The organism is Syntrophorhabdaceae bacterium (assembly GCA_035541755.1).
In the GTDB taxonomy this organism is placed as follows: domain Bacteria; phylum Desulfobacterota; class Syntrophorhabdia; order Syntrophorhabdales; family Syntrophorhabdaceae; genus PNOF01.
The window spans coordinates 1-24,444 of record DATKMQ010000171.1 but is presented as its reverse complement, the minus strand read 5'-3'; the positions used below and the strand labels follow the sequence as shown (position 1 = coordinate 24,444).

Genomic DNA, 24,444 nt, shown 5'->3' with positions numbered 1-24,444 from the left:
ATCACCACGGGATACTCGCTTCCTTGTGATTTGTGGACTGATATGGCGTAGGCCAGGATGATTTCATCGAGGTCCGCATATTCATAGGAGATGATCCTGCCGTCATAATCGACTTTTACTTCCTGTACCTCCGTGTCTATTGCCCTTATCCTGCCGATGTCTCCGTTGTAAATATCCTTGTCATAGTTGTTTCTTGTTTGCAGCACCTTGTCTCCGGTCTTGAAAAGCTTGCCCGCGCGAACAAGCTCATGGGCGCAAGGATTCAATTCCTTTTGGAGTTCGGCATTGAGATTGGTGACGCCCACCACGCCCCTGTGCATGGGGGTCAGAACCTGTATGTCATTCATGGGGTCAAAACCAAATCTCGACGGTATGACCTCCTTATAGAGCCGGACGATTTCTTCCACCACCTTTTCCGGTTCCTCAAGGGCAGTGAAATAGAAATCGTGCGCATGTTCCGTCTTCCTTTCCAGTTCGGGCATCTCTCCGTGATTGACCCGGTGAGCGTTCACAATGATCATGCTCCTCTGTGACTGCCGGAATATCTCATTCAACCGGACCACAGGCATGATCCCGGCTTCAATGATGTCCCGAAGCACATTTCCTGGTCCCACCGAAGGCAATTGATCAACATCCCCGACCAGGATGAGCGTAGCTTTTTCGGGCACGGCTTTGAGAAAGTGGTGCATGAGGAGCGTATCTACCATGGAGACTTCGTCCACGATAACGAGGTCCGCGTCAAGCGGGTTATTCTCATCCCGTTTAAAACCACCGCCATCGGATCCTCTGGAAGGACTGTACTCGAGCAGCCTGTGGATGGTTTTTGATTCGTGCCCCGTGGTCTCGGCCATTCTCTTTGCCGCCCTGCCCGTGGGGGCGGTCAGCAGGACCCTCTGACCCATTCTGTGGGCGATCCGTATGATGGCGTTGATAATAGTCGTCTTCCCTGTTCCCGGGCCCCCGGTCAGGACCATCAGCTTGCTTTCCACCGACGCCCTGATGCCCTCGAGCTGTTTCGCTGAAAAGCTTATGTTCAGGTCTTTCCGCACCCAATCGACGGCTTCGTCAACGTTGATAAGCTGCTGCTGTTTTGGGTATGAGCAAAGCGCCTTGAGTTTAGTGGCAATGCCCCGTTCCGACAGATAGAACCCTGCAAGATAGACAGGCGCCGTGGAGGGGAGTTGCGCTCCGGAGTTCGGGGCGAGGGCTTGTTCAACATAGATCTTCTTTTCCTGGGTGAGGATTTCCAATGCGGGAGGAATAATGGTCCCGTCAATCTGCAGAATTTCACCACACTGCTCAATGAGGGATGCATATGGATAGTAGACATGCCCCTGATCGGCGAGCTGGCTTAAGACATAGATTATGCCCGCCTCAATCCTTGCAGGCGCGGTTTTCTCTATGCCCAGATTACCAGCGATCTTGTCGGCGGTGATAAATCCGATCCCAAACACGTCCATAGCGAGTCGATAAGGATTTTCGGTTACAACGCGCACGGAGTTGCTGCCGTATTGTTTGTAAATCTTTGCGGCATAGGTGGGGCTTATGCCGTTGCCTTGAAGAAAGACCATGACGCTACGGATTTCGCTCTGTTCCTCCCAGGCGTCCTTGATCATCTCCACCCGTTTTTCGCCTACGCCTTGAACTTCGAAAAGTCTTTCTATGTTGGTATCGATTACCTTCAGGGTCTCTTCGCCGAACCGTGACACAAGCCTCTTTGCCATGACGGGCCCTATGCCCCTGATCATGCCCGAGCCGAGATACTTTTCGATGCCCTTCACTGTTGCCGGCATAACGGGTTCATAAGATGCCACTTGGAATTGCTCACCGTAACGGGGATGCCTGTTCCATTGGCCCTTAAGTTTTAACGTGTCACCCGGCGTCACCGAATAGAGCGTGCCCACGACAGTGACAAGATCGCCTCTGTCCTGCATACGGATTTTGGCGATGGTGTAGCTGTTCTCCTTATTAGAATAGGTGATGCGCTCGATCTGGCCCTCAATTTCGTTTACCGGTTTTTCTTGAGACATACTCTTTAATAGTACCCAAAATTACGCTATAATGGAAGCGGAAGATAAGAAGGAGCGCCCCGGTCTTTGAGACTCACGTTTGAGCACAGGGGCGATCAAGGCGATAAAGGGTTTTGCATTCTAAGAAAAATCTCCCTACGCCTCTGGGGTGCGGGGATTCGAGGCTACCCTAAAATGTGATTACGGGGTGCGTACCCCCCCGTATCAGGGCATTGCCCTTCAGGCAGTGCCCGGCTGCGCACGCTAAAAGCGCGGCTACTGCGGTTAACGTATCGTTATTATAAGTTATAGACTATTATGTTGCCAATTGTGACAAAAATGATGCGGTACTTAATCTCAAATACGATATCCAAGAACAAAGCATTGCTCATGCATGAATTAGAAAAGGTAAACGGATTTATGAGGCTCCTCATGAAGCCCAGAAACACCCGTGAGAAGTGGACGCATGAGGAAAGAAAGGTCTTGCGACGCCACCTGTGGCGTATATCCTCTTATATACCTGCGCTTATGATTTTTGCTCTTCCATTTGGCTCTCTTCTTTTCCCCGTGCTTGCCGAGGTGCTTGATAGAAGAAAGAAGAGACGCGGTCAAATCGAAATAGCCGAGCGAGTGGAGCCATAATGTCTTTCGTCCGCAAAATTGGGCTGCAACTGGCGCGTCGGCCCCTTCGCTACGCCCTTTGGGTGTTGTGATTTTCCATCCCATAGAGTAATATAGAAATGATGGGTCTAGGGAATGAATCATGATCAGGTTTAACGACATCGTTGATGAAGTCCTAAAATATAATCCCCAGGCCGACGTGGAGCTTCTCCAGCGGGCCTATGTTTTTTCCGCCAAGGCGCATAAAGGCCAGACAAGGCTTTCCGGTGAGCCGTACCTCATCCATCCCCTTGAGGTGGCCTATACACTTACCAGAATGAACCTCGACATTTCGAGCATCGCGTCTGGGTTACTCCACGACACGGTGGAGGATTCTTATGTGGACAAGAAAGAGATCGAGGAGTATTTCGGAAAAGAGATCGCAGAGCTTGTCGACGGTGTGACCAAGATCAGCAAGATCCCCCTCAAGACCTCGGAAGATTCACGGGTGGAGAACTTCAGGAAGATGATCCTCGCCATGAGCAAAGACATCAGGGTGATCCTGATAAAGCTTGCCGACAGGTACCACAATATGCAGACGCTCAATTTTCTTTCCCCGGACAAGCAGGTCGAAATTGCCCGCGAGACTCTCGATATCTATGCGCCGCTCGCGCACAGGCTCGGCATAGAATGGCTGAGAGGTGAGCTGGAGGATGTCTCATTCAAATACCTCAAACCGGCCGAATACAGGCTCATCGCAGAGAACATCGCTCAGAAAAGAAAGCAAAGGGAAGAATATATCGGCGAAGTTATCGCGTTATTGCGACAGAGATTCGACCTGTATCATCTTCAGGCCGAAATCTCAGGACGGGCAAAACGTCTGTACAGCATATACCGGAAAATGGTTCAGGAAGGAATAAATGTCGACGACATCTATGACATCACTGCATTCAGGGTCATCGTTAACGATATCAAAGAGTGCTACGAGGCCCTGGGGCTCATCCATTCCTTCTTTAAACCCATACCGGGCAAGTTCAGCGACTACATAGCACTACCCAAGGGGAACATGTATCAGTCCCTCCACACCAAGGTTATAGGCCCCCACGGCGAAAAGATTGAAATCCAGATACGTACCCGTGAGATGCACAAGATTGCCGAAGAAGGGATCGCTGCCCACTGGAAGTACAAGGAGGGTAAGGTCTTCAACCCCAAGGAAGACAGGATTTTTGCGTGGTTGAGACGGATTATAGAATGGCAGCAGGAGTTGAAGGACAACAAGGAATTTATGGAGATCTTCAAGATAGATCTCTTCCCTGATGAGGTCTACGTATTTACGCCAAAGGGCGACGTGAGGGAGCTTCCAAAGGGCGCAACGCCGGTAGACCTGGCGTACGCGATCCACTCAGACCTGGGGCATCGGTGCGTGGGTGCCAAGGTGAATGGCAAGATTGTGCCTCTTCGCTATCTTTTGAAAAGCGGCGACACCGTGGAGATACTGACAAATCCTTCTCATAGGCCGAGCAAAGACTGGCTCAACTTCGTGACCACCTCAAAGGCGAAGACCAAGATCAGGCAATGGATCAAGACGGAACAGAGAGAGCGAAGCATCGAACTCGGCAGAACCCTCGTTGAAAAAGAACTGGCGAAGCACGATATCAATTTTAACAAGTTCCTCAAATCCCCCGAACTTCAGACCATCACCAAGGATTTTGGTTTTGAAACGGTCGAGGACCTATTTGCAGGTGTGGGGTACGGGCTGTATACACCGCTTCAGGTGTTGAGTAAGGTCATCCCGGAGACGGAGAAAGCGAGCGGCATCAAGCACATTATCAAAACCATCAGCCGGAGCAAAGACAACGCGATCAAGGTACAAGGGGTGGACAGCCTGGTAGTGCGGTTCGGGAAGTGCTGTAATCCTATACCCGGCGACAAGATCGTGGGTTTTATCACCAGGGGCCGGGGTCTCACCATCCACGTGGAGGACTGTCCAAACATTCACACCTATGATGAGCAGAGAAAAATAGATGTTTCGTGGCAGCTTACCAAGGACTTTACCTATCCTGTGAGGTTGAAGGTCGTAGGCTCTGACAGGAAGGGGCTCCTTTCCGATATCAGCACGACCATCGCTTCCAACAAAATTAACATCGTCAGCGCCCAGGCCACAGCGTATCCTGACAGATCGGCAGCGGGTTTGTATGAGGTGGAGATCGCACATACCGGGCAGTTGCAGAAGGTCATAAAATCGATTCAGAAAATTAAGGGTGTGAGATCGGTGGAGCGGGTGAGAGGGGGCTCACCATAAAGGACGGCGCCGATAACACAGTAAAATGGTGAAATAGAGAATAGTTGCACGGGAAGAACTTCAAAAGCATTGAGCGGCGCGCAATAAGCCCAACAGTTTTATGAAGTGAAAGCGACATCCTCAGCTCATTCATGAGCGAGAGGGGGAGGCTCCGACAGCTCTGCTTACGGAGGGGGCGACGCTATCCGGTTTAAGATGATCCTCAGCTCATTCATGAGCGAGAGGGGGAGGCTCCGACAGCTCTGCTGGTGGAGGGGGCGACGTGAGCCCCAGTACTAGATGGCTTTCTGAAAATTACCCTTTTTGATGCACTTAGTACAGAGCTTGACTCTCTTTGTAGTGCCGTTCTGGACAATCTTTACGGTCTGCAGGTTTGGCATCCATTCTTTCTTTGTCTTATTATTGGCATGGCTCACATTGTGGCCATTCAGTTTTCCTTTACCGCACATATCGCAAAGTCTTGACATCTATATCCTCCTGCTTCCCGTATGCTAAAATTCTGGGGGCATATTCATGTAAAGAGAAGAATTCTAACCGTTTATGGCTCTTATGTCAACATATTTCGGCATCAGCCGCGAGGGGTGGCGCTAATGAAACATGTCGCCCTCAGGATATGAAAGGTTCGTCTCAGCTCAGGAACCTTACCTTTCCGCCGTGCCGCAATTACCGATCCCTCCCACGCACGGCTTACCCCTGCCGGTAAATCCTTACCTTTTATGGTTCCTCATCTTTGAGAAACAATTGGTGATATTCCGGCTCGGTAAGGTAATTCTTCAGCATTTTACTGACGATCTCAAATACGTCCGTCAAATCTTCACGAGTCATCCGTTTCAGTATGACTTTCATCAAATTGTCGTCGGAGAACTTCTGCAGGTAGACGCGTACCGTGTCTTCGTCGGTTTGCCTGTCGAGCCCGTACCCAAGAAACCCTTGAAACGTTTCTACGAATTCATGTGAATGTTTTGACATATGGACACCTCATCTCGTAAACATTCTATCGTGGACTAAGAAGCCAGGGGATGCGCAGGCGGCCCTCAACCACGTATCGTAGTATCAAGTTATCCAATGCCCTACACGTTCACCTGAACTCGCGCGCATTGCCCGTATCTGCCGGTCTATCGCTATGACATTATATATGAGAACCGCATAAAGACAAGAAAATTATCGAGGTCTCAATCATTTGTGAGGCCGGCCCTTTTCTCGATTGCTCAAAGCTATCTTGATAGAATTTGACACAGCTTGCCTTGAAGTGATAAACAAAAGAAGAATACCTGCGCCTTAACCAGGGGGGAAATATATGCATGTAAAATCAGTCACGCTGCACCCCGATATGTATCCCACAAGAGACCATTATCCATTCAACTTGTCTGTGTTCGGCCAACCGGAAAGGATCGTTTTCTCGACCCCCATCACGCTCTTTGTAGGAGAGAACGGCACGGGTAAATCGACCCTGCTTCAGGCGCTGGCTCGCAAATGCGGCGTCCACATATGGCAGGATGAAGAACGAAGAAGAGCGGAATTCAATCCTGATGAGGACAGATTCTGCGACTATATCTCCATCGAATGGGCCGATAGCCCCATTCAGGGGAGTTTTTTCGGGTCTTCGCTATTTCAGGATTTTGTGCGCATCCTTGACGATTGGGCGGCAGCTTCCCCGGGCCTTCTTGAATACTTCGGCGGGGAGTCGCTCATGACCAAATCCCACGGACAGTCGATCATGTCCTTCTTTAAAGCCCGCTATCGGATAAAGGGGATCTATCTGCTGGACGAGCCGGAGACGGCGCTCTCGCCCAAGACACAGCTCGAATTGCTGAACCTCCTTGTCAAAATGGGGGCGGACGGTCACGCCCAGTTTATTATCGCGACCCATTCGCCGATCCTGCTCGCCTGTCCTAATGCCTCCATCTTGAGCTTCGACGACGCGCCTATCAGAGAAGTGTCATATGAGCAAACGGAACACTACAAGATCTACAAGGATTTCATGGGAGACAGGAAGAAATACCTGGATGACGTGCAGTCGTAACGGCTGGCCTTGCTCTATACCCTGGAAGACAACACATCTTTACAGGGAGAATGGCAACGAGGTTTGTAGGCTTCGATTCTCGAGATGACCGATTGTTTTCACCACGACCGGTGAGAAAAAAGGAGGTGCGACTATGCCCTATGTCAATATCAGAATCACCAGGGAAGGCGCTACGGCGGAACAAAAAGCGCGGCTTATAGATGGGACAACAAAGCTACTTTTCGATGTCTTGGGGAAGAAACCTGAGAGCACGTTTGTTGTGATCGATGAAGTGGATACGGACAACTGGGGCGTGTCAGGCATAACCGTCACTGCCATGAGACGTGAGGGAAAATAGTACGTTGACGAGCAGGACGCGCCGGTTCAAGGGTTTTTTGCTTGATGCCCGTTCCTTATTTTTCGGATATCCTTTTAATGCGGTACTGCACGTAGGCGTCGCGCATGGCCACGTAGGGATCGATGGCCGCCTGTTTGAGGGCCTCGTAATCACCCAGATGGAACGATGTGTCATTTACCTCTTCGTGGGCATAGAGAGCCGCGGTTTCAGGCGTGATCAACTGGGTCGTTAGATAGGTTTGAGGCTTCAGCCACCAGTCAGCCGCAAACCCCACCGTATCACGGGGACTAGAAGGGCCGAGCACGGGCCAGACGATGTAGAAACCGAACCCCAGGCCATATTTCCCTAACGTCTGGCCGAAATCTGCGTCGCGGCCCGTAATGTTCAAGCACTCTTTCGCACAGTCCTTGAATCCCGCCACACCCACTGTGGAGTTAATAAGAAATCTGATCACTTCCTTGCCCGCATATACCGGCCTTCCCTGGAGAAGGTTGTTGACGAACCGGATTGGGGTCTTCAAGTTCTCATAGAAATTGCTCACGATTATCCTGAGGCTCTCCGGTAGAACATATTTATATCCCCTGGTCACCGGCTTTAAGAGCCAGAAATACAGTTTATCGTTCACGTGGTATATGGCCCTGTTCCACGGCTCGATAGGATCCGCGATCCTGGGGGCCTCGCCGCCTTTTACTTCTTCTTCAGTCACGTTGCCATACTCGTCCTGTGGCCCCGCGTTTGTAACGGGCGCGGGGGCTACGGCCTCTCCCTCACCTGCGCCCGTTGCTTTGGGTTCCTGGCCTGAGGCTGGTTCGGCTGCGTGAGCAGGTAATGCGCTTTGAAACAGAAGAAGCGTCAATCCGAGGCACACGCCCAATGCGCGAGACCGCACGGTTTTTCTGTCATACGCCGATACTTGGGCCATTATTTATTGCCGACCTTTTTGCGAAGCGTCTGGAGCAGGGTTTCGGGCGGATTGTTTCCAAGGATTTCCCGAAACTGTGTCTGATAGTTGCTGATGAGGCTCACCCCTTCGATCACCACGTCGTATACCTTCCACTCGTTGTCGCGCTTGACAACCCGGTAATTGATCGGCGTTTCTGCGTTTCTCGCAGCGACCGTGCTTTGGACCTCCGCTGTATTCTCCGAAAGCGATATCTCCCGGGTGAAATTTACCTGTTCATTGTCATAGGCCATAATCTTATCCACATAGGCGTTCTTGAGTATCGTCTTGTAGAGTTCCACAAATTCTTTGCGTTGCTCCGGGTTGAGCCTGTTCCAGTTGAGCCCCAGGGTCCTCTTGGAAAGTTCCACAAAGTCAAAGAGCTTCTCGGCTGCCGCCTCGATTCTCTGCTCCTTCACCTTTTTTCCCCCTTCCCCTTTGAGTTTTTGGTCTCTCAACACTTCAATCACGCTGTTCACATTGGCCTTGACCGTGTCCAGGGCGACTCCTGCCACGCATAAAACAGGTATAATCAGGAGCATGGCGCACATAGTCGCCGCTACCCATCTTTTCATTAGTATCCTCCGTATCATCGAATCGGTTTGTCCTGGTTCTTATCGGGGTCCTTCTTAACGTCTCCGAAGGCATACTTGCCTATGAGATCCTCAATGTCCGCCGGCACCGATGTCTGCGTAATGAAACCGGCGGGTTTGAGGGCCGTGCCTGCACCGCCCGGTTCGATCTTGACATATCTATCGCCGATAAGGCCCGAAGTCTTAATGGTGGCCGACGCATCGTCATAGATCGTCATGTCCTTATTGATGTCCATTTCAATGACTGCCATTTGCCTCTCGTTGTCTATGGTGAGACTCTTTACTGCGCCCACTTCGATCCCGTATACTTCGACCGCGCTGCCCGCGCGAAGCCCAGAGACCGATGTGAATCGTGCATAGAGCGGATAAGTTTTTTCCCCGAGAAAGGATACCTTCCCGAGTTTGATCGCCATATACCCCACACAAACGAGTCCTATCACGACGAAAATGCCTACAGCGGTTTCCATGGAATACTTCTTCATGAAGCGCTACCTCCGGAATCGCATCGGTATGTTGCAATAATTTCCTGTTTTGCCTCAGCCCTCTCAATTATCTTATCTATCTCGTCGGCGGGAAGAATTTCCGTGACCCCGGCGCGTATATAGAGCTCAAAACATTCTTTGGTACCTATGGTCCCTTCGGCAACGCTCTCTATGCCGGCGAGAACCCCTTGCTCAAGTTCCTTCGCAAAGTCGCTTACCAGCTGACTTGCCTCCTCGGGGGTTGTGTGAGGAAATATGGTGAGGATCTCATCTCGCTTGTGGCGGGCGGAAAAACCTCCGATGCCGTTGAAATACTTGTTCGTATAGTCGCCAAGTGCCCTCAGGATCGCCACCGATGCATGCGGTCCCAGGGCATCATGGAGCAAATTCAATCGAACGCTGAACAAGGCCGCTGAAATGGTCGTCACCGTCGGTGTGGTTCCCAGCATGGCCGTGTAATGGACCCTGAACGCCTCCCGGGAGAGTAACCCCGTGAGCTCGTCCTGAAAACCCTCCAGACTTCTGAGAAACTCATCGATGAGCGGAAGCTTCTGCTTCATAGCTTCTTCGTAAGTACCCTCGAAACCCACTGAGCCTTCCCAGAGAATAATAATCCTGTCTGAGATAAAAAAGACATCAGGGATATCATGGCTAATGAGGACGGCAGTGAACCCGAATTTTCTCCGGTAATGGGTGATCATAGAGAGAATCATATTCTTTCGGATCGGGTCCTGGCCTGTTGTGGGCTCGTCGAAGAGCACGATCTTGGGGTCGGTCACCAGGGCCCGTGCGAGCGCCACCCTTTTCTGCATCCCGCCTGAAAGCTCGGAAGGGTATTTGTTCACGGCCTCAGAAAGTTCCAGGTCATCGATTCTTTTTAGAACCCTTTTTTCAATTTCCTTTTTTTGGAGGTTTGTAGTCTGTCGAAGGGGGAGGGCCACGTTTTCAAAGACCGTCATGGAATCGAGGAGCGCGTTATTCTGAAAAAGGTATGCGACCTCGCTTCGGTATCTTTCCTGTTCGCTCTTCTTCATCCTGTCAATCGGTTTTCCCTGAAAGAGAATAGTGCCTTCATCGGGCTTAAGAAGTCCGATGATGTGTTTGAGAAGCACACTCTTCCCCGTGCCGCTCTTTCCGATGATCGTGGTGATCTCGTTCTCGTAGATCTTGACATTGACCCTGTTAAGCACGGTCTTGTCACCGAACCCCTTAGTAACATTTTGAAACTCTATTAAAGGTGTCTCCATACAAGCCTTACATCAGAAATGACGTGACCACATAGTCGGCCACAAGAATCATGACGCATGAGAAGACGACCGCGGAAATGGTCGCAAGGCCCACCGCCTTTGCCCCGTATCCGTCGCTCCGCATGTGGCAAAAATAGCCCTGAAAACAGCAAATGGCCGAGACGATCACTGCGAAAACCAGGGATTTAATAAAGCCGCCCCTCACATCTACCATGTTTACCGATGACTGAACCCGGTAAAAGTACGTACCCGCGTTTGTGCCGAGCAGAAGCACGCCGGTTATATATCCTCCTGCGATCCCGATGAGGTCGAAGAAGGAGGTGAGCAGCGGAAAACTGATAATTGAAGCGGCGACCCGAGGGCTGATGAGGTAACGAACGGGATCGATCCGCATGGAATAAAGGGCGTCTATCTGTTCCGAGATGCGGAGGATACCTATCTCAGCGGCCATGGCGGATCCGGCCCGCGCTGTGATCATGATGGCCGTGAGCACGGGTCCTAACTCTCTGATGAGCGAGAGCGATATGGCAGAGCCCAAGGCCCCAACAGAGCCGAACTTGACAAGGGTATAAAAAAGCTGCAGCCCGAGCACCATCCCCGTGAAGAGGCCCACAAGCATGACGATGAGGGAAGAGCTCGCCCCGATAGAGAAGACCTGGCTTGTGATCTCGAAGAGCTGTTTTCGTCGGAAGATATTGATGAAGGCGGTGAAAAAGAAGATGGTCATCGCACCCAGGCTGCCTACAAGGCGCATCGTTTCCCTGCCCGTGGCGGGAAAGAACAGGGCTAAAGGATTACTTTTCTCGGGTGATTCCATTTCTCTCAAATCTGCTCCTTAAGGTATAACACGCCGGACGCCCCGGTCTCGCCAACTGTCGAAAATATTGTAACTACTATCTGTTGGGGGTGCAAGCTGTTTTTTGGGTAGGAATGGCTTCACGACGAACTGCGGAGCATGACGGATGATGACGGAAATGATTCGTCGCGCCGCGGGAGAATAAAGATGGGAAGTTTATTGGGGCTGCCGCGCCGGGTGGTACCCGGCGTTTAAGAAGGATCGGGGAAAGGGGCCATCCGAAGGAAGGGGGATCGGACCTTGGCAGGCCCCAAACCTCGAATCCTTTACGCATTCGATTTCATATCTATACCGCATTTCTTCCGATTCTTAGTCGGCTTCAGATCTTAACCGGCTCTCGGGTCAATTATCCGCTTCGGAACTCCTGATCGATACGGTGTTGTTGGTTCTCCAATCGTTCCTTAATGCCAGGATCACTTGTCTTGCTAAACAAAGAGAGAGCACCCACAAAGATTGCTGCAATACCAGTGACAACTGCACCTGATAGAAAACGTCCCACAGAAACCTTCTCTGGGTCATGTTTTTGAGAACGAGATCGTGGAGCACGTACAGAAAACGGGTGCAGTATACGGCGAGAAACGACATTACTCTTTCTGCCAGGAACAGTGGGGTTGATGCTTCGGTTATGATTCGTATCATGGTTGCCTCATGCGCTCACTCCTGGAATTAAAGCAATCCTTGTGCCAGGACAGGTGCGTAGCGACTGAAGCCGCACCCCTGTTTGATTATGGGCTCCATGCGGCAAAATGAGGTCAATAAGAAATGGGAAAAAAGTGTCGAATAAATGAAGAAGACTCGACAATGGTGTCGAGGGCCGCAAGAAGCCCGAAAAGGTGAATTCTCTTGATTATTTAGGAGAAAATTATAAAATAATAGTCTTATGGATAAAAGCACCATTAAAGGGATTGCCAAGGAATTCTACAAGTACCTCGAGGCTGAGAAAGGCGCGTCATTCAATACCAAGAGGGCCTATAAGGGGGATATCGAGGACTTTATCGAATTCATTGAGAACGCGACCGATGAAATCATAGACCACAATACCATTCGGGCCTACATCGTTGCGATCTATAAAGACCTGAAAAAATCGTCTCTTTCCCGAAAGATCTCCGCTATTAAGGTCTTCTTTAAGTTCATGAAAAAAAAGGGATATATCGATGAGAACACGGCCCTTATCATAAAGAATCCCAAGATTGAAAAACATCTCCCGAAGTTTTATACGATTGACGAGATGTTTCATTTCCTCGATTTCCTACCCAAGGATGGCTGGCTCAATATTCGCAATGTGGCCATTTTCGAGCTTATGTACTCCACGGGTATGAGGGCGAGCGAGGCCCTGGCTATCGATGTGCAGGATCTGCACATGGACGGTATGTGGGTAAAAGTAAAGGGCAAGGGTGGTAAAGAAAGGATACTTCCTTTTGGTGACAAAGCCAAAGAGGCACTCGATGCCTATATAGAGATGACCAAGAAAACGGGAAAATACCGCCTGAAGAACGCCCTCTTCATCAATGCACGCGGCGAAAGACTTGCCTACAGGGGATTGTTGAAGATTATGAAGAAACACCAGATAAAGGCGCAACTCTTTAAGAACCTTTCCCTTCACGGTGTCAGGCATTCTTTTGCAACCCACATGCTCGACAGCGGGGCAGACCTGAGGAGCATCCAGGAACTCCTCGGCCATTCCAAGCTTTCCACGACGCAGAGATACACCCACGTCTCAATGGACAAGCTTATGGAGATTTACGACAAATCGCATCCAAGAAGGTAAGAAAATGGAAGCCACGACGGTATTGTGTGTAAGGCGCAGTGGAGGAGTTGCTATTGGCGGCGACGGACAGGTGACATTGAACACGACGATCATGAAACATACGGCGAAGAAGGTTCGCAAACTCTATCAGGACAAGTGCCTCGCCGGGTTTGCGGGGGCAACGGCGGACGCCTTTACCCTCTTTGAACGGTTTGAGAAGAAACTGGAGCAATACAACGGCAGTATCACGAGGGCGGCGGTCGAGTTGGCAAAGGACTGGAGGACCGACAGGATGCTACGGAGATTAGAGGCGCTCCTTGTTATCGCTGATAAGGATCATACGCTGATTCTTTCCGGCACCGGCGACGTTGTAGAACCGGATGACGGTATCGCCGCAATCGGCTCGGGCGGACCGTATGCTCAGGCCGCGGCCAAAGCGCTCACCAAATATACGGACCTGTCTGCCAGGGATATTGTTCAGGAGGCGCTCGCTATTGCGGCCGAGATATGCATATATACGAACGACAAGATCGTCGTTGAGGAACTATAGATGAACAAGGAAACATTAACCCCGAAAGAGATCATGGAAGAACTTGACCGTTTCATCATAGGGCAGAACAAGGCCAAAAAGGCCGTGTCCATAGCCTTACGGAACCGGTGGAGAAGACAGATGATACCAAAGGAACTCCGTGACGAAGTGGCCCCCAAGAACATCATTATGATCGGGCCTACGGGTGTAGGAAAGACAGAGATAGCGCGCAGACTTGCAAAGCTTGCGACTGCACCTTTTTTGAAGATCGAGGCCACGAAGTTTACCGAGGTGGGTTACGTGGGCAGAGATGTAGAATCCATGATACGGGACTTGACTGAGCTTGCGATCAATATGGTGAAGAAAGAGGAGCATGATCTGGTTAAAGAGAAGGCTACAAGGATGGCCGAAGAACGGATCCTGGACCTCCTTCTGCCGGCGAAACGGTTAACCGCGAACCCCGAAGAAGAAGGGACAGAGGAAAGCACTGACCAGTCCAGAGAGAAGATGAGGGCACGCTTCAAGGCAGGTCAACTCGATGAAAGATTGCTGGACCTCGAGGTGCCTGATAGGTCCCTCCCTATCATCGAGATCTTTTCGGCCCAGGGTATGGAAGAGATGGATATGCAAATACGTGACATGTTCGGAAACATGTTGCCGAAAAAAACAAAGCGAAGGAAGATGAAGGTCAAAGAGGCTTACGGATACCTGATACAGGAAGAATCAAAGAAACTCATCGATATGGACAGGGTGACTTCCGATGCTATAGAGCGGGTTGAGCAGGCGGGGATCATATTCCTCGACGAGATCGATAAAATCGCAAGTCGTGACCACGGCCACGGGCCCGACGTGTCTCGTGAAGGTGTGCAGAGGGACATCCTGCCTATCGTTGAAGGGACCACAGTGACTACCAAGTACGGTATGGTGAAGACGGACCACATACTCTTTATCGCCGCGGGCGCTTTCCACATGTCGAAACCGTCTGACCTGATCCCCGAGTTGCAGGGCCGGTTTCCGATCCGTGTAGAATTGGATGCCCTGACAAAAGAGGACTTTTTCAGGATTATTACCGAGCCCGACAACGCACTTATCAAGCAGTATAAGGCCCTTTTGAAAACGGAGGATATCGAGCTTGAATTCGATGAAAAGGCGATCGAGGAGATAACGGATATCGCGCAAAGGATCAATGAGATGACGGAAAACATCGGGGCCAGGAGATTGTATACGGTTATGGAAAAACTTCTTGACGATATATCCTTCTCCGCGCCGGACATGACGAAAAAGAATATCGTCATCACCAAAGAGTATGTGAGAGAGAAGCTCGGTGAGTTTCTTGAGAAGGAAGACTTGAGCAGATATATTCTATGAAGCGTGTATCACAGGGTGTCAAGCGACCGAAGGTCGTTACAGAGAAAGAACCGACTGATATGGGGAAGGACGAAGAGATGAAGGAAAAAATAGAGACGTTGCTCGAGGCCCTGCCGTACATCAAGAAATTTGCGGGCTCTACTTTCGTCATTAAGTACGGCGGAGCGGCCATGGAAGAGGTGGACCTGAAAAAAGAGTTCGCCAAGGATGTAGCGCTTCTCAAATATGTCGGCGTTCACCCGGTCATCGTTCACGGGGGAGGGCCCATGATTGGGCGACTGCTCAAGGATTTACAGATCCCCACGCGGTTTGTCGACGGTCTCAGGGTTACCGACGAGAAGACCCTGGAAGTTGCGGAGATGGTGCTTTCGGGGCTTGTGAACAAGGAGATCGTGAAAAACATCAACGATATGGGTGGCCGGGCCATCGGTCTTTCCGGTAAGGACGGAAGACTGCTTCTGGCCAAGCAGGTGGCGGACAAAAAGATCGGGTTGGTAGGAGAAATCACCCATGTCGATGTGGCCATTATCAAGGATATTACGAGACACGGATACATTCCGGTCATCGCGCCGATCGCCGATGGAATGGATGGAAAATCATACAACATCAACGCAGATTCAGCAGCAGGTAGCATTGCCCGGGCGCTCTCGGCGGAGAAGCTCATCCTGCTTACCGACGTAGAGGGCGTGATCGGTAAAGACGGGAAACTCATATCCATGTTGAAAAAGAAGCAAATCAGGCAACTGATTCAGCAAAAGACCGTGACCGGTGGTATGATACCCAAGGTGAATTGTTGCGTCGACGCGCTGAAAGGCGGCGTACGGGAAACACATATCGTGGATGGTAGGGTCCCCCATGCGATTCTTCTGGAAGTATTTACCGACTCAGGGGTGGGGACTCAGATCACAGGAGACGAATAATGCAAGACGAGTTGATTAAGAAATCCATGAAATATCTGGCCAATACGTATACCAGGCTTCCCATGGTCATCACAAAAGGCGAAGGGTGCTGGCTCTGGGATTTAAATGGACACCGCTATCTCGATTTTCTGTCCGGGATCGCCGTATGCGGGCTTGGTCATTGCCATCCCAGCATAACCGAGGCGCTGAGTGCGCAGGTGAAGAAGCTTGTCCACGTTTCCAACCTTTTCTATATGGAACCGCAGATAAAGGCTGCCGAGATGCTGTCAGAGCACTCTTTCGGGGACAAGGTCTTTTTCTGCAACAGCGGAGCCGAGGCCAATGAAGCGGCCATTAAGCTGGCGAGGAGGTATTCCTGGAAGAAATATGGGGAAGGGCGATCTACGATCATCGCCATGGAGAATTCCTTCCATGGCAGAACCATGGCAACTATCTCGGCGACGGGTCAACCAAAATTCCAGGTCGGTTTTGCGCCTTTGCATCCGGGCTTCGTTCATGTGCCGTTTAATGACATCAATGCCCTTGAAGCGAATATCGATGCAAAGACGTGCGCCGTCATGATCGAGCTTATCCAGTCGGAAGGGGGCGTCTACGTGGCCGAGGCTGAATATGTAAAGAAAGTCCGTGAGCTGACGAGGACGCGCGACATACTCCTCATGGTTGATGAAGTCCAGACGGCCATGGGAAGGACGGGCACCTTCTTCGCCTACGAACAGTATGGCATTGAGCCTGACGTGATGAGCCTGGCCAAGGGCCTGGGAAACGGCTTTCCCGTGGGAGCCATAGTAGCGAAAGATTCGGTCATGGAGGCCTTTGAACCTGGTACGCATGCGTCCACCTTCGGCGGAAACCCTCTCGCGGCGGTAGCGGTCGCGGCGACGATCAACACCCTCATAGAAGAAGAGGTGATCAAGAACTGCGCCGAGGTCGGCAAATACCTCCAGAAAGGACTTAACCTCCTCAAGAAGCAGTTCGGCTCCATCGTCGAGATACGGGGCAAAGGGCTCCTCTGGGGCGTGGAGATTGCGGAGAGCGGCGATGAGATCGTCAAGGAGTTTCTGAAAGAAGGGGTTATCCTGAATTGCACCAAAGGCAAGATCCTTCGTCTGATGCCGCCGCTCACGGTGAAGAAAGAAGAGATAGACATATTTCTCGATATTGCAAGCAGGATATTCGAAAGGGTGAAAATTTGAAAAGAGATTTTACCAAATTTCTCGACATAACTAAGAAAGAGTGCGAGTACCTCCTTGGAAGGGCTGCCCTTCTCAAGAATCTGCGTAGTTCAGGAAAGCAATACAGACCTCTCGCTGGAAAGAGCCTTGCCATGATATTTGAGAAGGCTTCGACCAGAACGAGGATTTCTTTTGAGGTCGGCATCCAGGAACTCGGGGGGCAGGCTATATTCTTGAGCCCGAACGAAACGCAGATCGGTAGGGGCGAGCCCATAAAAGATACCGCTCGGGTTTTGGAGAGGTATGTGGACGCTATCATGATCCGCACGTATTCGCAGGGCCTGGTTGAAGAATTGGCAAGCTGGGCTCACGTGCCCGTGATCAACGGTCTTTCCGATCTTTATCATCCCTGTCAGATCCTCGCCGATCTCTTCACGGTCAAGGAATATCTGGGCGGGCTCAAGGATGTCAAGATCGCCTTCATCGGCGATGGCAATAACGTGGCCAATTCATGGCTTGAGGCATCAATTCTCATGGGTTTTGATTTCTCTCTTGCCACACCCGCAGGCTATGGACCTGACGCGGTCCTTTTAGCGCGGGCCGAGAAACAGAAAGGCTTTCGCTACACGCACGATCCTGTCGAGGCAGTGAAAGGCTGCGATGTTGTCTATACGGACGTGTGGGTGAGCATGGGCCAGGAGAAAGAAAAGAAGGCCCGGAGCAGGGCCTTTGCGAAATACAAAATTGACGATACCCTGTTGCGACGAGCGAATAGAGGGGCCATTGTTATGCACTGCCTGCCGGCATACCGTGGTCAAGAGATCACAGATGATGTTTTTGAACGGTTCAGCGACATTATCTTTACGCAGGCGGAAAACAGACTACATGTGCAGAAGGCGCTTCTCGAGTGGCTTATTCTCAATGAAAAAGGTAAAATGAAGAATGCAAAGAACGGATAACCAGGCCTTAAGAATATAGAACGGCAACTAGACTGTCCTTTCACATAATTTTGCATGAATTGAATACGGAGGTTTTCAATGAACAAGAACAGTAAAATTAAGAAAGTAGTTCTCGCTTATTCGGGAGGGCTTGATACTTCGATTATCGTGAAATGGCTTCTCGACACATACGGCTGCCAGGTGATCGCTTACGCGGCTGACGTGGGCCAGGCCGAAGAGCTGACCGGATTGAAAGAGAAGGCCTTGAAGACGGGTGCATCCAAGATATACATCGAAGACCTGCGGGAAGAATTCGCCAGAGACTTCATCTTCTTTGCGATCAAGGCCAATGCGGTCTATGAGGGGACGTATCTCATGGGCACATCGATCGCCCGGCCGCTCATCGCAAAAAGACAGATTGAGATTGCGAGAAAAGAAAGGGCCGATGCCGTCTGTCATGGATCAACGGGCAAAGGCAACGATCAAGTACGGTTTGAACTGACCTACTATGCCTTTGAGCCGAATATTAAAATCATAGCACCATGGCGTGAATGGGACTTTTCGTCGAGAGATGACCTGATGGACTACGCGAGAAAACATGGCATCGAGGTCCCTGTGAGCAAGAAGAAGCCCTACAGCATGGATCGGAATCTCATGCATATCAGTTACGAAGGAGGCATTCTCGAAGACCCCTGGGCTGAGCCGCCCGAGAACATGTTCAGAACCACGCGTTCCCCCGAGAAGGCGCCGGACTCGCCCCAGTATGTTGAAATAACCTTTGAGAAAGGCGTGCCCACTCATGTGGACGGCAAAAAGATGTCCCCATCCAGGCTCGTCGAATACCTCAACACCATGGGAGGCAGGCATGGAATCGGCCGTGTGGATATCGTGGAGAACCGGTTTGTGGGCATGAAATCGCGCGGCGTTTACGAGACACCTGGCTGCACCATCTTGCACGCGGCTCACCGGGCCGTTGAGTCACTCACCCTCGATAGGGAAGTCATGCATCTGAGAGACAGTCTTATTCCAAAGGTTGCCGAGTTGATCTACTACGGCTTCTGGTATTCGCCCGAGATGAAGGCGATCATGGCTATGACGGATGAAATCCAGGCCCCTGTTTCAGGTGTTGCCCGGATAAAGCTTTACAAAGGGAATTGCCACGTCGTGGGGAGAAAATCGAGAAACTCGCTCTATCTGAAAGATTTTGCTACCTTTGACAAGGATGCAGTCTATGACCAGAAAGACGCGGGCGGCTTCATTAAGCTCAATGCCTTGAGGCTTCGCATCCGGGCCATGCTGAAAAGATAGGGCTATGAGCGCGTAAGTGCAGGATGCAGCAAGCAGCAAGCTTTTGTCTTGAATTCCTAATGATTTTGCTCGGAGAATGCGATGAAATCCTATGACCCGCACACGATCGAAGAGAAATGGCAGCAAATCTGGGAAGCCGAGGAGCCCTTCCGAGCAGAGGAAGATGAGAGTAAGGAAAAATACTACCTTCTCGAGATGTTCCCCTACCCTTCAGGCCGAATCCATATGGGACATGTACGGAATTATTCCATCGGGGATGTCATCGCGCGATACAAGAGAATGCGGGGGTTCAATGTGCTGCATCCTATGGGCTGGGACGCCTTCGGCATGCCAGCCGAGAATGCCGCGATCGAGCGCGGGATAGCGCCTGCAAAATGGACCTACGACAATATCGCCTACATGCGGAAACAGTTGAAACGTCTCGGCTTCAGCTACGACTGGAAGCGGGAGATCGCAACCTGCGATGTCGACTACTACAAATGGGAACAGTGGATGTTCCTCAAAATGTACGAAAAAGGTCTGGCATACCGGAAGAATTCACCGGTTAATTACTGCGTCAAATGCCAGACTGTGCTCGCCAATGAGCAGGTTGAAGAGGGTACCTGTTGGAGATGCGGCGAGACGGTAATCCAAAAAGAGCTTACCCAGTGGTTCTTCGCCATCACCAAATATGCCGACGAGCTCTACGAGTATTGCGACAAGCTGCAGGGCTGGCCCGAAAAGGTCCTCAGCATGCAAAAGAACTGGATCGGCAGGAGCTACGGCGTGGAGGTCGATTTCACCCTGGAAGACGGGAGGCCGCTCACGATCTTTACCACCCGACCCGATACGCTTTACGGCGTGACCTTTATGGTGCTCGCCCCGGAGCACCCCCTGGCCCACGAACTGGCGAAAGGCACCTCCTACGAGAAAGAGGTAAAAGCGTTCATCGAAAAGGTGCGCAAGCAGGACAGGAGCTTCAGAAGCGAAATGAGCACCGCCAAAGAGGGGGTGTTTACCGGCAAGTACGCTGTTAATCCGCTAAGCGGCGCGCGGGTGCCTGTCTACCTGGGAAACTTCGTGCTCATGGAATATGGGACCGGGGCCATCATGGCCGTTCCGGCCCACGATCAGAGAGATTTTGAATTCGCCAAGGAGTACGGGCTGCCCATCATTGTCACCATAGCGCCCGAAGGCAAAACCCTTAATCCTGAGATCATGGATGCCGCATACGTCGATGACGGTGTTCTCGTGAATTCGGCCCAGTTTAACGGAATGAAGAACCGCGAGGCCATACTGAAGATTATCGAGTATCTTGAGCATAAGAAGTGGGGAAGGGGAACCACGAACTATCGTCTGAAAGACTGGGGTATATCGAGGCAGAGATACTGGGGTGCCCCGATTCCCATAATTTACTGCGACGATTGCGGCATCGTGCCCGTGCCCTATGAGGACTTGCCGGTCGTACTTCCCACAGACCTTGAGGTGAAGATGGTCGGAAGGTCTCCGCTTGCCGAACACAGGCAGTTCTATGAGACGGTCTGTCCCCAGTGCGGTAAAAAGGCTCGACGCGAGACGGATACGATGGATACCTTTGTTGAATCTTCATGGTATTTTCTAAAGTATACCTGCGCCGACTATGATCAAGGACCGCTTTACAAGAAGCAGGTGGATTACTGGATGCCCGTGGACCAGTATATCGGCGGCATAGAGCATGCGGTACTCCACTTGCTCTATTCACGATTTTTCAATCGTGTCCTCAATGAGTTCGGCTTTGTTGAAGCCCGGGAGCCCTTCTCGAATCTTCTGACTCAGGGCATGGTCATAAAAGATGGCGCCAAGATGAGCAAGTCGAAAGGTAATGTGGTGGATCCGGACTATCTTATTGAGCAGTATGGCGCCGATACGGCCCGCCTCTTCTGCCTTTTTGCTGCGCCTCCGGAAAAAGATCTTGATTGGAGCGATAAGGGTGTGGAGGGTAGTTTCCGCTTTCTCCAGAGAGTATGGAGACTCGTAACGGAGAAAGCCGATACGTTGCAGGACGTAGAGTCGGTCTACGCGGTCGACTCGGAAGATCCGGAACTCAAACAGCTCACTCACAGGATCCATAAGACCATAAAAAAAGTCACCGATGATCTGGCCAGGTTTCATTTGAACACGGCTATAGCGAGCGTCATGGAGCTCGTAAACGCGCTCTACAAGTTTATCGAAAAAGGAAGAACGGATGACCAATCGGTGCAGCTTGTCAAAGGCGCGGTGGAGACGGTGCTCACGCTAATTTTTCCCTTCGTACCCCATATCGCCACAGAGCTGTTAACGGTGATGGGCAAAGAAGTGAAACATCTCGGAAGCACCTGGCTTGAGTACGATGAGAGGTTTGTCATGGAGGAGAGAGTTATGATCGCCATCCAGGTGAACGGCAAGCTGAGAGATACCTGTGAAGTGGAACGGGACACCGACGAAGCTGAGCTGAGACAGATCATCTTCGATCTTGAAAAGATCAAGAAGCACATTGAGGGGAGAGACATCAAAAAGACCATCATCGTTCCAAACAAACTCTTCAATATTGTGTGCGTGTAGCAGGTTCAAATATGAGAGGGAAAGGTAGCGTCATGACCACAAGAAAACGAACAGGAAGTTTGCTATTCGTAACCGCACTCGCTCTTCTGCTTGTTTCATGCGGATATCAGTTGGTGCGTGAGAAGGGTATCTTCGGGGGCGACATCACCTCTCTGTATCTTTCCGTTTTCAAGAATTCAACCTACGAACCCCACATATCGGAGTACGTGACGAGCGCCTTCTCCCAGGAGCTTTTGACAACGGGATTATTCACGCTCAACAAAGAGAATTCTGACGGCTATCTACAGGGCACCATCAGCGACATAAGAATCGTGCCGGTCTCCCTCAACATAGCCGGCCTGGCGATTGAAAAGAATGTCACCCTTCAGCTCGATGTGGCCCTATACAGAAAGAACGGAACCTTTATCAAGCGATGGGGATTGTCCGACACGGAGACGTACAGGGTCGATAATATTGACGCTGAAGAATATAACAAAAACGACGCAATTACGCGACTGGCGGCCCGTATGGCAAGAAGATTCAGCTCCTTCCTGTTTGTCGATTATTGATGTTGCGGGTTGAAAAGCCTGTGGATTTTCCGCTTAAGCCTTCGTAACCTGATTCAGGACGCGGCCGAAGCGGGGCCTCCCGCATCCCACTCCGCTATCTGCAGTCAGACCGTAAGCTAGTAGTCGCCGTCTCAAAGTAAAATTGAGAAACGAATTGAGCGCAAACAAATCGTATGCACGGCGGGGATAAAGACCGGGATTGATGCAGCAAGCCTTTGACGCAAGGCTTTCCGGTTCTTTTGAAGTACTACGTGGCGGAAATTGGGTTAACTCTTGGCTGCAAGAGCCTTATCAGCCTTCTTTGAAAGTCTCGATACCTTTCGTGCCGCGTTATTCTTGTGTATCACCTTTTGTGATGCAGCTCTGTTGATAGATGCCACAGCGTTTTTGAGGAGGGCGGGTGCGTTGTTCTTATCACTGGCTTCTACGGCCGACAGGGCTTTCTTGATGTCCGTTTTCATGGTTGATTTTACGTGCGCGTTTCTGATCCGTTTTTCCTCGGACTGTTTGGCCTTCTTTATCGCTGACTTATTTTTCCTCAAGCTTAATCCTCCTCATGAGATTTTGTTTTATTTATCATTCATCATCCCGAAAAGTCAAATCATTCGTGAAGAACAGAATATACTGCTATTTCGGCCCGTTCTCGATACACGGTGTTACCGCCAGACATCGCCTCGGTCGGCCCCGCCTTCTATGAGTTTTGCCCAAGAATTGCACAGAAAGGCAGAACCAGGGCGTACCGCAACCGTAGTGATTGATTCGTTTTCAAGAATAATCTTATTGCGGGGCGATAAGCCCCTGTAATGCGCAATCCTTCAATATTAATGGGCTATTTCTTTCCGGCATTTCTCTTGGATGCCTTGAGAGGATTGATCTTCTGCTCTTCGACCTTTTGCACTTTTTTCACATGGGTCGACATGGAGCACGCACTCTTCTGCCATTTCTGTGCAGGGTAAGGGAAGCTCGCGCAGAACTTTCCCGTCTCGAATTCGAGAACTCTCGTGCAGCCTTCGCAGTTTTCCACAATCGTGTAGCATTTTCCGCCATTGTATGAGCATCCTGTTTTTTTCATAAACAGACACTCTACGCCCGCTTTTAGTGTTTCGCATACCATAACGGCATCACCTCCTTGATGTAATAAAGCGTATTATTTAACAATATTTTGTGTCGAGATGTCAATAGACATGTCAGGTATCGCGAAATGATGGGCGAAATTACTCAGAAAATATTGACATTAGGCCCAAAATATATTAAGAAATATTGTTTTGTCGAATAGTGTATCATGTTGCTTTTGGCATGATTCTTGTCGTATAATATATAATTTCGCTGGTGTAGCTCAATCGGCAGAGCAGCTGATTTGTAATCAGCAGGTTGCGGGTTCGAGTCCCATCACCAGCTACGGAGAGGTTCCCGAGCGGCCAAAGGGGGCAGACTGTAAATCTGTTGGCGAAGTCCTTCGGAGGTTCGATCCCTCCCCTCTCCACCATAAATAACTTGGTGGATAGTCGATAGTGATTCGGTCGGTGTCCTGGAAGATCGGTCTCACGAGGGGCTATTCGCCTTGGATTTTTTATAGAGTGATTAATGCGGGATTAGCTCAGTTGGTTAGAGCATCAGCCTTCCAAGCTGAGGGTCGCGGGTTCGAGTCCCGTTTCCCGCTCCATAAACCCGGGCGGGTTTATGCGTTGCCCGCTCTTGAAAAGCTTAAATGACTTTTGGAACGTTGCCCGTTCCGGAGGCCCATGTAGCTCAGTCGGCAGAGCACATCCTTGGTAAGGATGAGGTCAGCGGTTCAATCCCGCTCATGGGCTCCATAAAAAATAACACGGAGGTTCTATATGGCTAAGAAAAAGTACGAAAGGACCAAACCCCATGTGAACATAGGAACCATCGGTCACATAGATCACGGGAAGACGACCCTCACGTCAGCCATTACCAAGTGCCTCGCCAACAAGGGCTGGGCAAA

At 50.7% G+C, this 24,444-nt stretch carries 25 protein-coding genes and 4 tRNA genes; 18 read left to right on the top strand and 11 right to left on the bottom strand.

Features of this window, described 5'->3' with window-relative positions; genetic code table 11:
- A partial coding sequence (locus VMT62_16790; protein HVN98085.1) for an ATP-dependent RecD-like DNA helicase occupies positions 1 to 2,030 on the bottom strand: 2,030 nt, incomplete at its 3' end.
- A gap of 411 nt (positions 2,031 to 2,441) precedes the next feature.
- On the opposite strand from VMT62_16790, the gene VMT62_16785 reads away from it, so the two are divergent.
- Positions 2,442 to 2,651, top strand: a complete 210-nt coding sequence (locus tag VMT62_16785) for a hypothetical protein (GenBank protein HVN98084.1) — start codon at positions 2,442 to 2,444, stop codon at positions 2,649 to 2,651.
- Between the two features lie 121 nt (positions 2,652 to 2,772).
- Positions 2,773 to 4,911, top strand: a complete 2,139-nt coding sequence (locus VMT62_16780; GenBank protein HVN98083.1) for a bifunctional (p)ppGpp synthetase/guanosine-3',5'-bis(diphosphate) 3'-pyrophosphohydrolase — start codon at positions 2,773 to 2,775, stop codon at positions 4,909 to 4,911.
- A 275-nt stretch (positions 4,912 to 5,186) separates the two neighbouring features.
- Here VMT62_16780 and rpmB read toward each other — a convergent pair whose 3' ends face one another.
- Together rpmB and VMT62_16770 are read right to left on the bottom strand one after the other, a co-directional pair.
- Complete coding sequence (gene rpmB / locus VMT62_16775) at positions 5,187 to 5,378, bottom strand: 50S ribosomal protein L28 (protein ID HVN98082.1); 192 nt, start codon at positions 5,376 to 5,378, stop codon at positions 5,187 to 5,189.
- 247 nt (positions 5,379 to 5,625) lie between these two features.
- Complete coding sequence (locus VMT62_16770; protein ID HVN98081.1) at positions 5,626 to 5,880, bottom strand: hypothetical protein; 255 nt, start codon at positions 5,878 to 5,880, stop codon at positions 5,626 to 5,628.
- A gap of 328 nt (positions 5,881 to 6,208) precedes the next feature.
- On the opposite strand from VMT62_16770, the gene VMT62_16765 reads away from it, so the two are divergent.
- Both VMT62_16765 and VMT62_16760 read left to right on the top strand, forming a co-directional pair.
- Positions 6,209 to 6,934 carry an AAA family ATPase gene (locus VMT62_16765; protein ID HVN98080.1) on the top strand — a complete coding sequence of 242 codons (726 nt, stop codon included), beginning with the start codon at positions 6,209 to 6,211 and terminating at the stop codon, positions 6,932 to 6,934.
- A gap of 133 nt (positions 6,935 to 7,067) precedes the next feature.
- Positions 7,068 to 7,271 (top strand): 4-oxalocrotonate tautomerase family protein, encoded by a 204-nt coding sequence (locus tag VMT62_16760; protein HVN98079.1) that lies wholly within the window; start codon positions 7,068 to 7,070, stop codon positions 7,269 to 7,271.
- A gap of 55 nt (positions 7,272 to 7,326) precedes the next feature.
- Here the strand turns inward: VMT62_16760 and VMT62_16755 are convergent, their stop codons facing one another.
- The 6 genes from VMT62_16755 to VMT62_16730 form a co-directional block, all read right to left on the bottom strand.
- Complete coding sequence (locus VMT62_16755) at positions 7,327 to 8,193, bottom strand: VacJ family lipoprotein (GenBank protein ID HVN98078.1); 867 nt, start codon at positions 8,191 to 8,193, stop codon at positions 7,327 to 7,329.
- Positions 8,193 to 8,786: an ABC transporter substrate-binding protein gene (locus VMT62_16750; GenBank protein ID HVN98077.1), complete on the bottom strand. Its 594-nt coding sequence runs from the start codon at positions 8,784 to 8,786 to the stop codon at positions 8,193 to 8,195. Before VMT62_16750 ends, VMT62_16755 begins: the two co-directional genes overlap by 1 nt.
- A gap of 14 nt (positions 8,787 to 8,800) precedes the next feature.
- On the bottom strand, positions 8,801 to 9,286 hold the full coding sequence (mlaD, locus tag VMT62_16745) for an outer membrane lipid asymmetry maintenance protein MlaD (protein HVN98076.1): 486 nt from the start codon (positions 9,284 to 9,286) through the stop codon (positions 8,801 to 8,803).
- A complete protein-coding gene (locus VMT62_16740) occupies positions 9,283 to 10,533 on the bottom strand; it encodes an ATP-binding cassette domain-containing protein (GenBank protein ID HVN98075.1) in 1,251 nt (416 codons plus the stop codon). Before VMT62_16740 ends, mlaD begins: the two co-directional genes overlap by 4 nt.
- A gap of 7 nt (positions 10,534 to 10,540) precedes the next feature.
- Positions 10,541 to 11,350, bottom strand: coding sequence for an ABC transporter permease (locus VMT62_16735; protein ID HVN98074.1), 810 nt, complete (start codon positions 11,348 to 11,350; stop codon positions 10,541 to 10,543).
- A gap of 381 nt (positions 11,351 to 11,731) precedes the next feature.
- A complete protein-coding gene (locus tag VMT62_16730; protein HVN98073.1) occupies positions 11,732 to 12,028 on the bottom strand; it encodes a hypothetical protein in 297 nt (98 codons plus the stop codon).
- A 241-nt stretch (positions 12,029 to 12,269) separates the two neighbouring features.
- Here VMT62_16730 and VMT62_16725 point away from each other — a divergent pair, with 241 nt between their 5' ends.
- The 9 genes from VMT62_16725 (at position 12,270) to lptE (ending at position 22,478) form a co-directional block, all read left to right on the top strand.
- Positions 12,270 to 13,157 carry a tyrosine-type recombinase/integrase gene (locus VMT62_16725; GenBank protein HVN98072.1) on the top strand — a complete coding sequence of 296 codons (888 nt, stop codon included), beginning with the start codon at positions 12,270 to 12,272 and terminating at the stop codon, positions 13,155 to 13,157.
- 4 nt (positions 13,158 to 13,161) lie between these two features.
- Complete coding sequence (gene hslV / locus VMT62_16720) at positions 13,162 to 13,686, top strand: ATP-dependent protease subunit HslV (protein ID HVN98071.1); 525 nt, start codon at positions 13,162 to 13,164, stop codon at positions 13,684 to 13,686.
- A complete protein-coding gene (gene hslU, locus VMT62_16715; protein HVN98070.1) occupies positions 13,687 to 15,033 on the top strand; it encodes an ATP-dependent protease ATPase subunit HslU in 1,347 nt (448 codons plus the stop codon).
- Positions 15,030 to 15,953: an acetylglutamate kinase gene (argB, locus tag VMT62_16710; protein ID HVN98069.1), complete on the top strand. Its 924-nt coding sequence runs from the start codon at positions 15,030 to 15,032 to the stop codon at positions 15,951 to 15,953. The genes hslU and argB overlap by 4 nt, the downstream gene beginning before the upstream one ends.
- The gene (locus VMT62_16705; protein ID HVN98068.1) at positions 15,953 to 17,146 is read left to right on the top strand and encodes an aspartate aminotransferase family protein; all 1,194 of its coding nucleotides are present in this window, start codon (positions 15,953 to 15,955) and stop codon (positions 17,144 to 17,146) included. Before argB ends, VMT62_16705 begins: the two co-directional genes overlap by 1 nt.
- On the top strand, positions 17,143 to 18,084 hold the full coding sequence (gene argF, locus VMT62_16700; GenBank protein HVN98067.1) for an ornithine carbamoyltransferase: 942 nt from the start codon (positions 17,143 to 17,145) through the stop codon (positions 18,082 to 18,084). Before VMT62_16705 ends, argF begins: the two co-directional genes overlap by 4 nt.
- Positions 18,085 to 18,162: 78 nt before the next feature.
- Positions 18,163 to 19,371: an argininosuccinate synthase gene (locus tag VMT62_16695; protein HVN98066.1), complete on the top strand. Its 1,209-nt coding sequence runs from the start codon at positions 18,163 to 18,165 to the stop codon at positions 19,369 to 19,371.
- 81 nt (positions 19,372 to 19,452) lie between these two features.
- Positions 19,453 to 21,930, top strand: a complete 2,478-nt coding sequence (leuS, locus tag VMT62_16690; GenBank protein ID HVN98065.1) for a leucine--tRNA ligase — start codon at positions 19,453 to 19,455, stop codon at positions 21,928 to 21,930.
- Positions 21,931 to 21,941: 11 nt separating this feature from the next.
- Positions 21,942 to 22,478: an LPS assembly lipoprotein LptE gene (lptE, locus tag VMT62_16685; protein HVN98064.1), complete on the top strand. Its 537-nt coding sequence runs from the start codon at positions 21,942 to 21,944 to the stop codon at positions 22,476 to 22,478.
- Positions 22,479 to 22,744: 266 nt separating this feature from the next.
- Here the strand turns inward: lptE and rpsT are convergent, their stop codons facing one another.
- Both rpsT and VMT62_16675 read right to left on the bottom strand, forming a co-directional pair.
- Complete coding sequence (gene rpsT, locus VMT62_16680) at positions 22,745 to 23,020, bottom strand: 30S ribosomal protein S20 (protein HVN98063.1); 276 nt, start codon at positions 23,018 to 23,020, stop codon at positions 22,745 to 22,747.
- 287 nt (positions 23,021 to 23,307) lie between these two features.
- Positions 23,308 to 23,592 (bottom strand): PxxKW family cysteine-rich protein, encoded by a 285-nt coding sequence (locus tag VMT62_16675; GenBank protein ID HVN98062.1) that lies wholly within the window; start codon positions 23,590 to 23,592, stop codon positions 23,308 to 23,310.
- Between the two features lie 211 nt (positions 23,593 to 23,803).
- Here VMT62_16675 and VMT62_16670 point away from each other — a divergent pair.
- From VMT62_16670 to VMT62_16650, 5 genes are all read left to right on the top strand, one after another.
- Positions 23,804 to 23,876: transfer RNA gene (locus VMT62_16670), tRNA-Thr, on the top strand.
- 2 nt (positions 23,877 to 23,878) lie between these two features.
- Positions 23,879 to 23,964 (top strand) — tRNA-Tyr (locus VMT62_16665).
- A gap of 100 nt (positions 23,965 to 24,064) precedes the next feature.
- A tRNA-Gly gene (locus VMT62_16660) sits at positions 24,065 to 24,141 on the top strand.
- 75 nt (positions 24,142 to 24,216) lie between these two features.
- Positions 24,217 to 24,292 (top strand) — tRNA-Thr (locus tag VMT62_16655).
- Positions 24,293 to 24,316: 24 nt separating this feature from the next.
- Positions 24,317 to 24,444 (top strand): GTP-binding protein (locus VMT62_16650; GenBank protein HVN98061.1); only part of this gene is annotated, 128 nt, incomplete at its 3' end.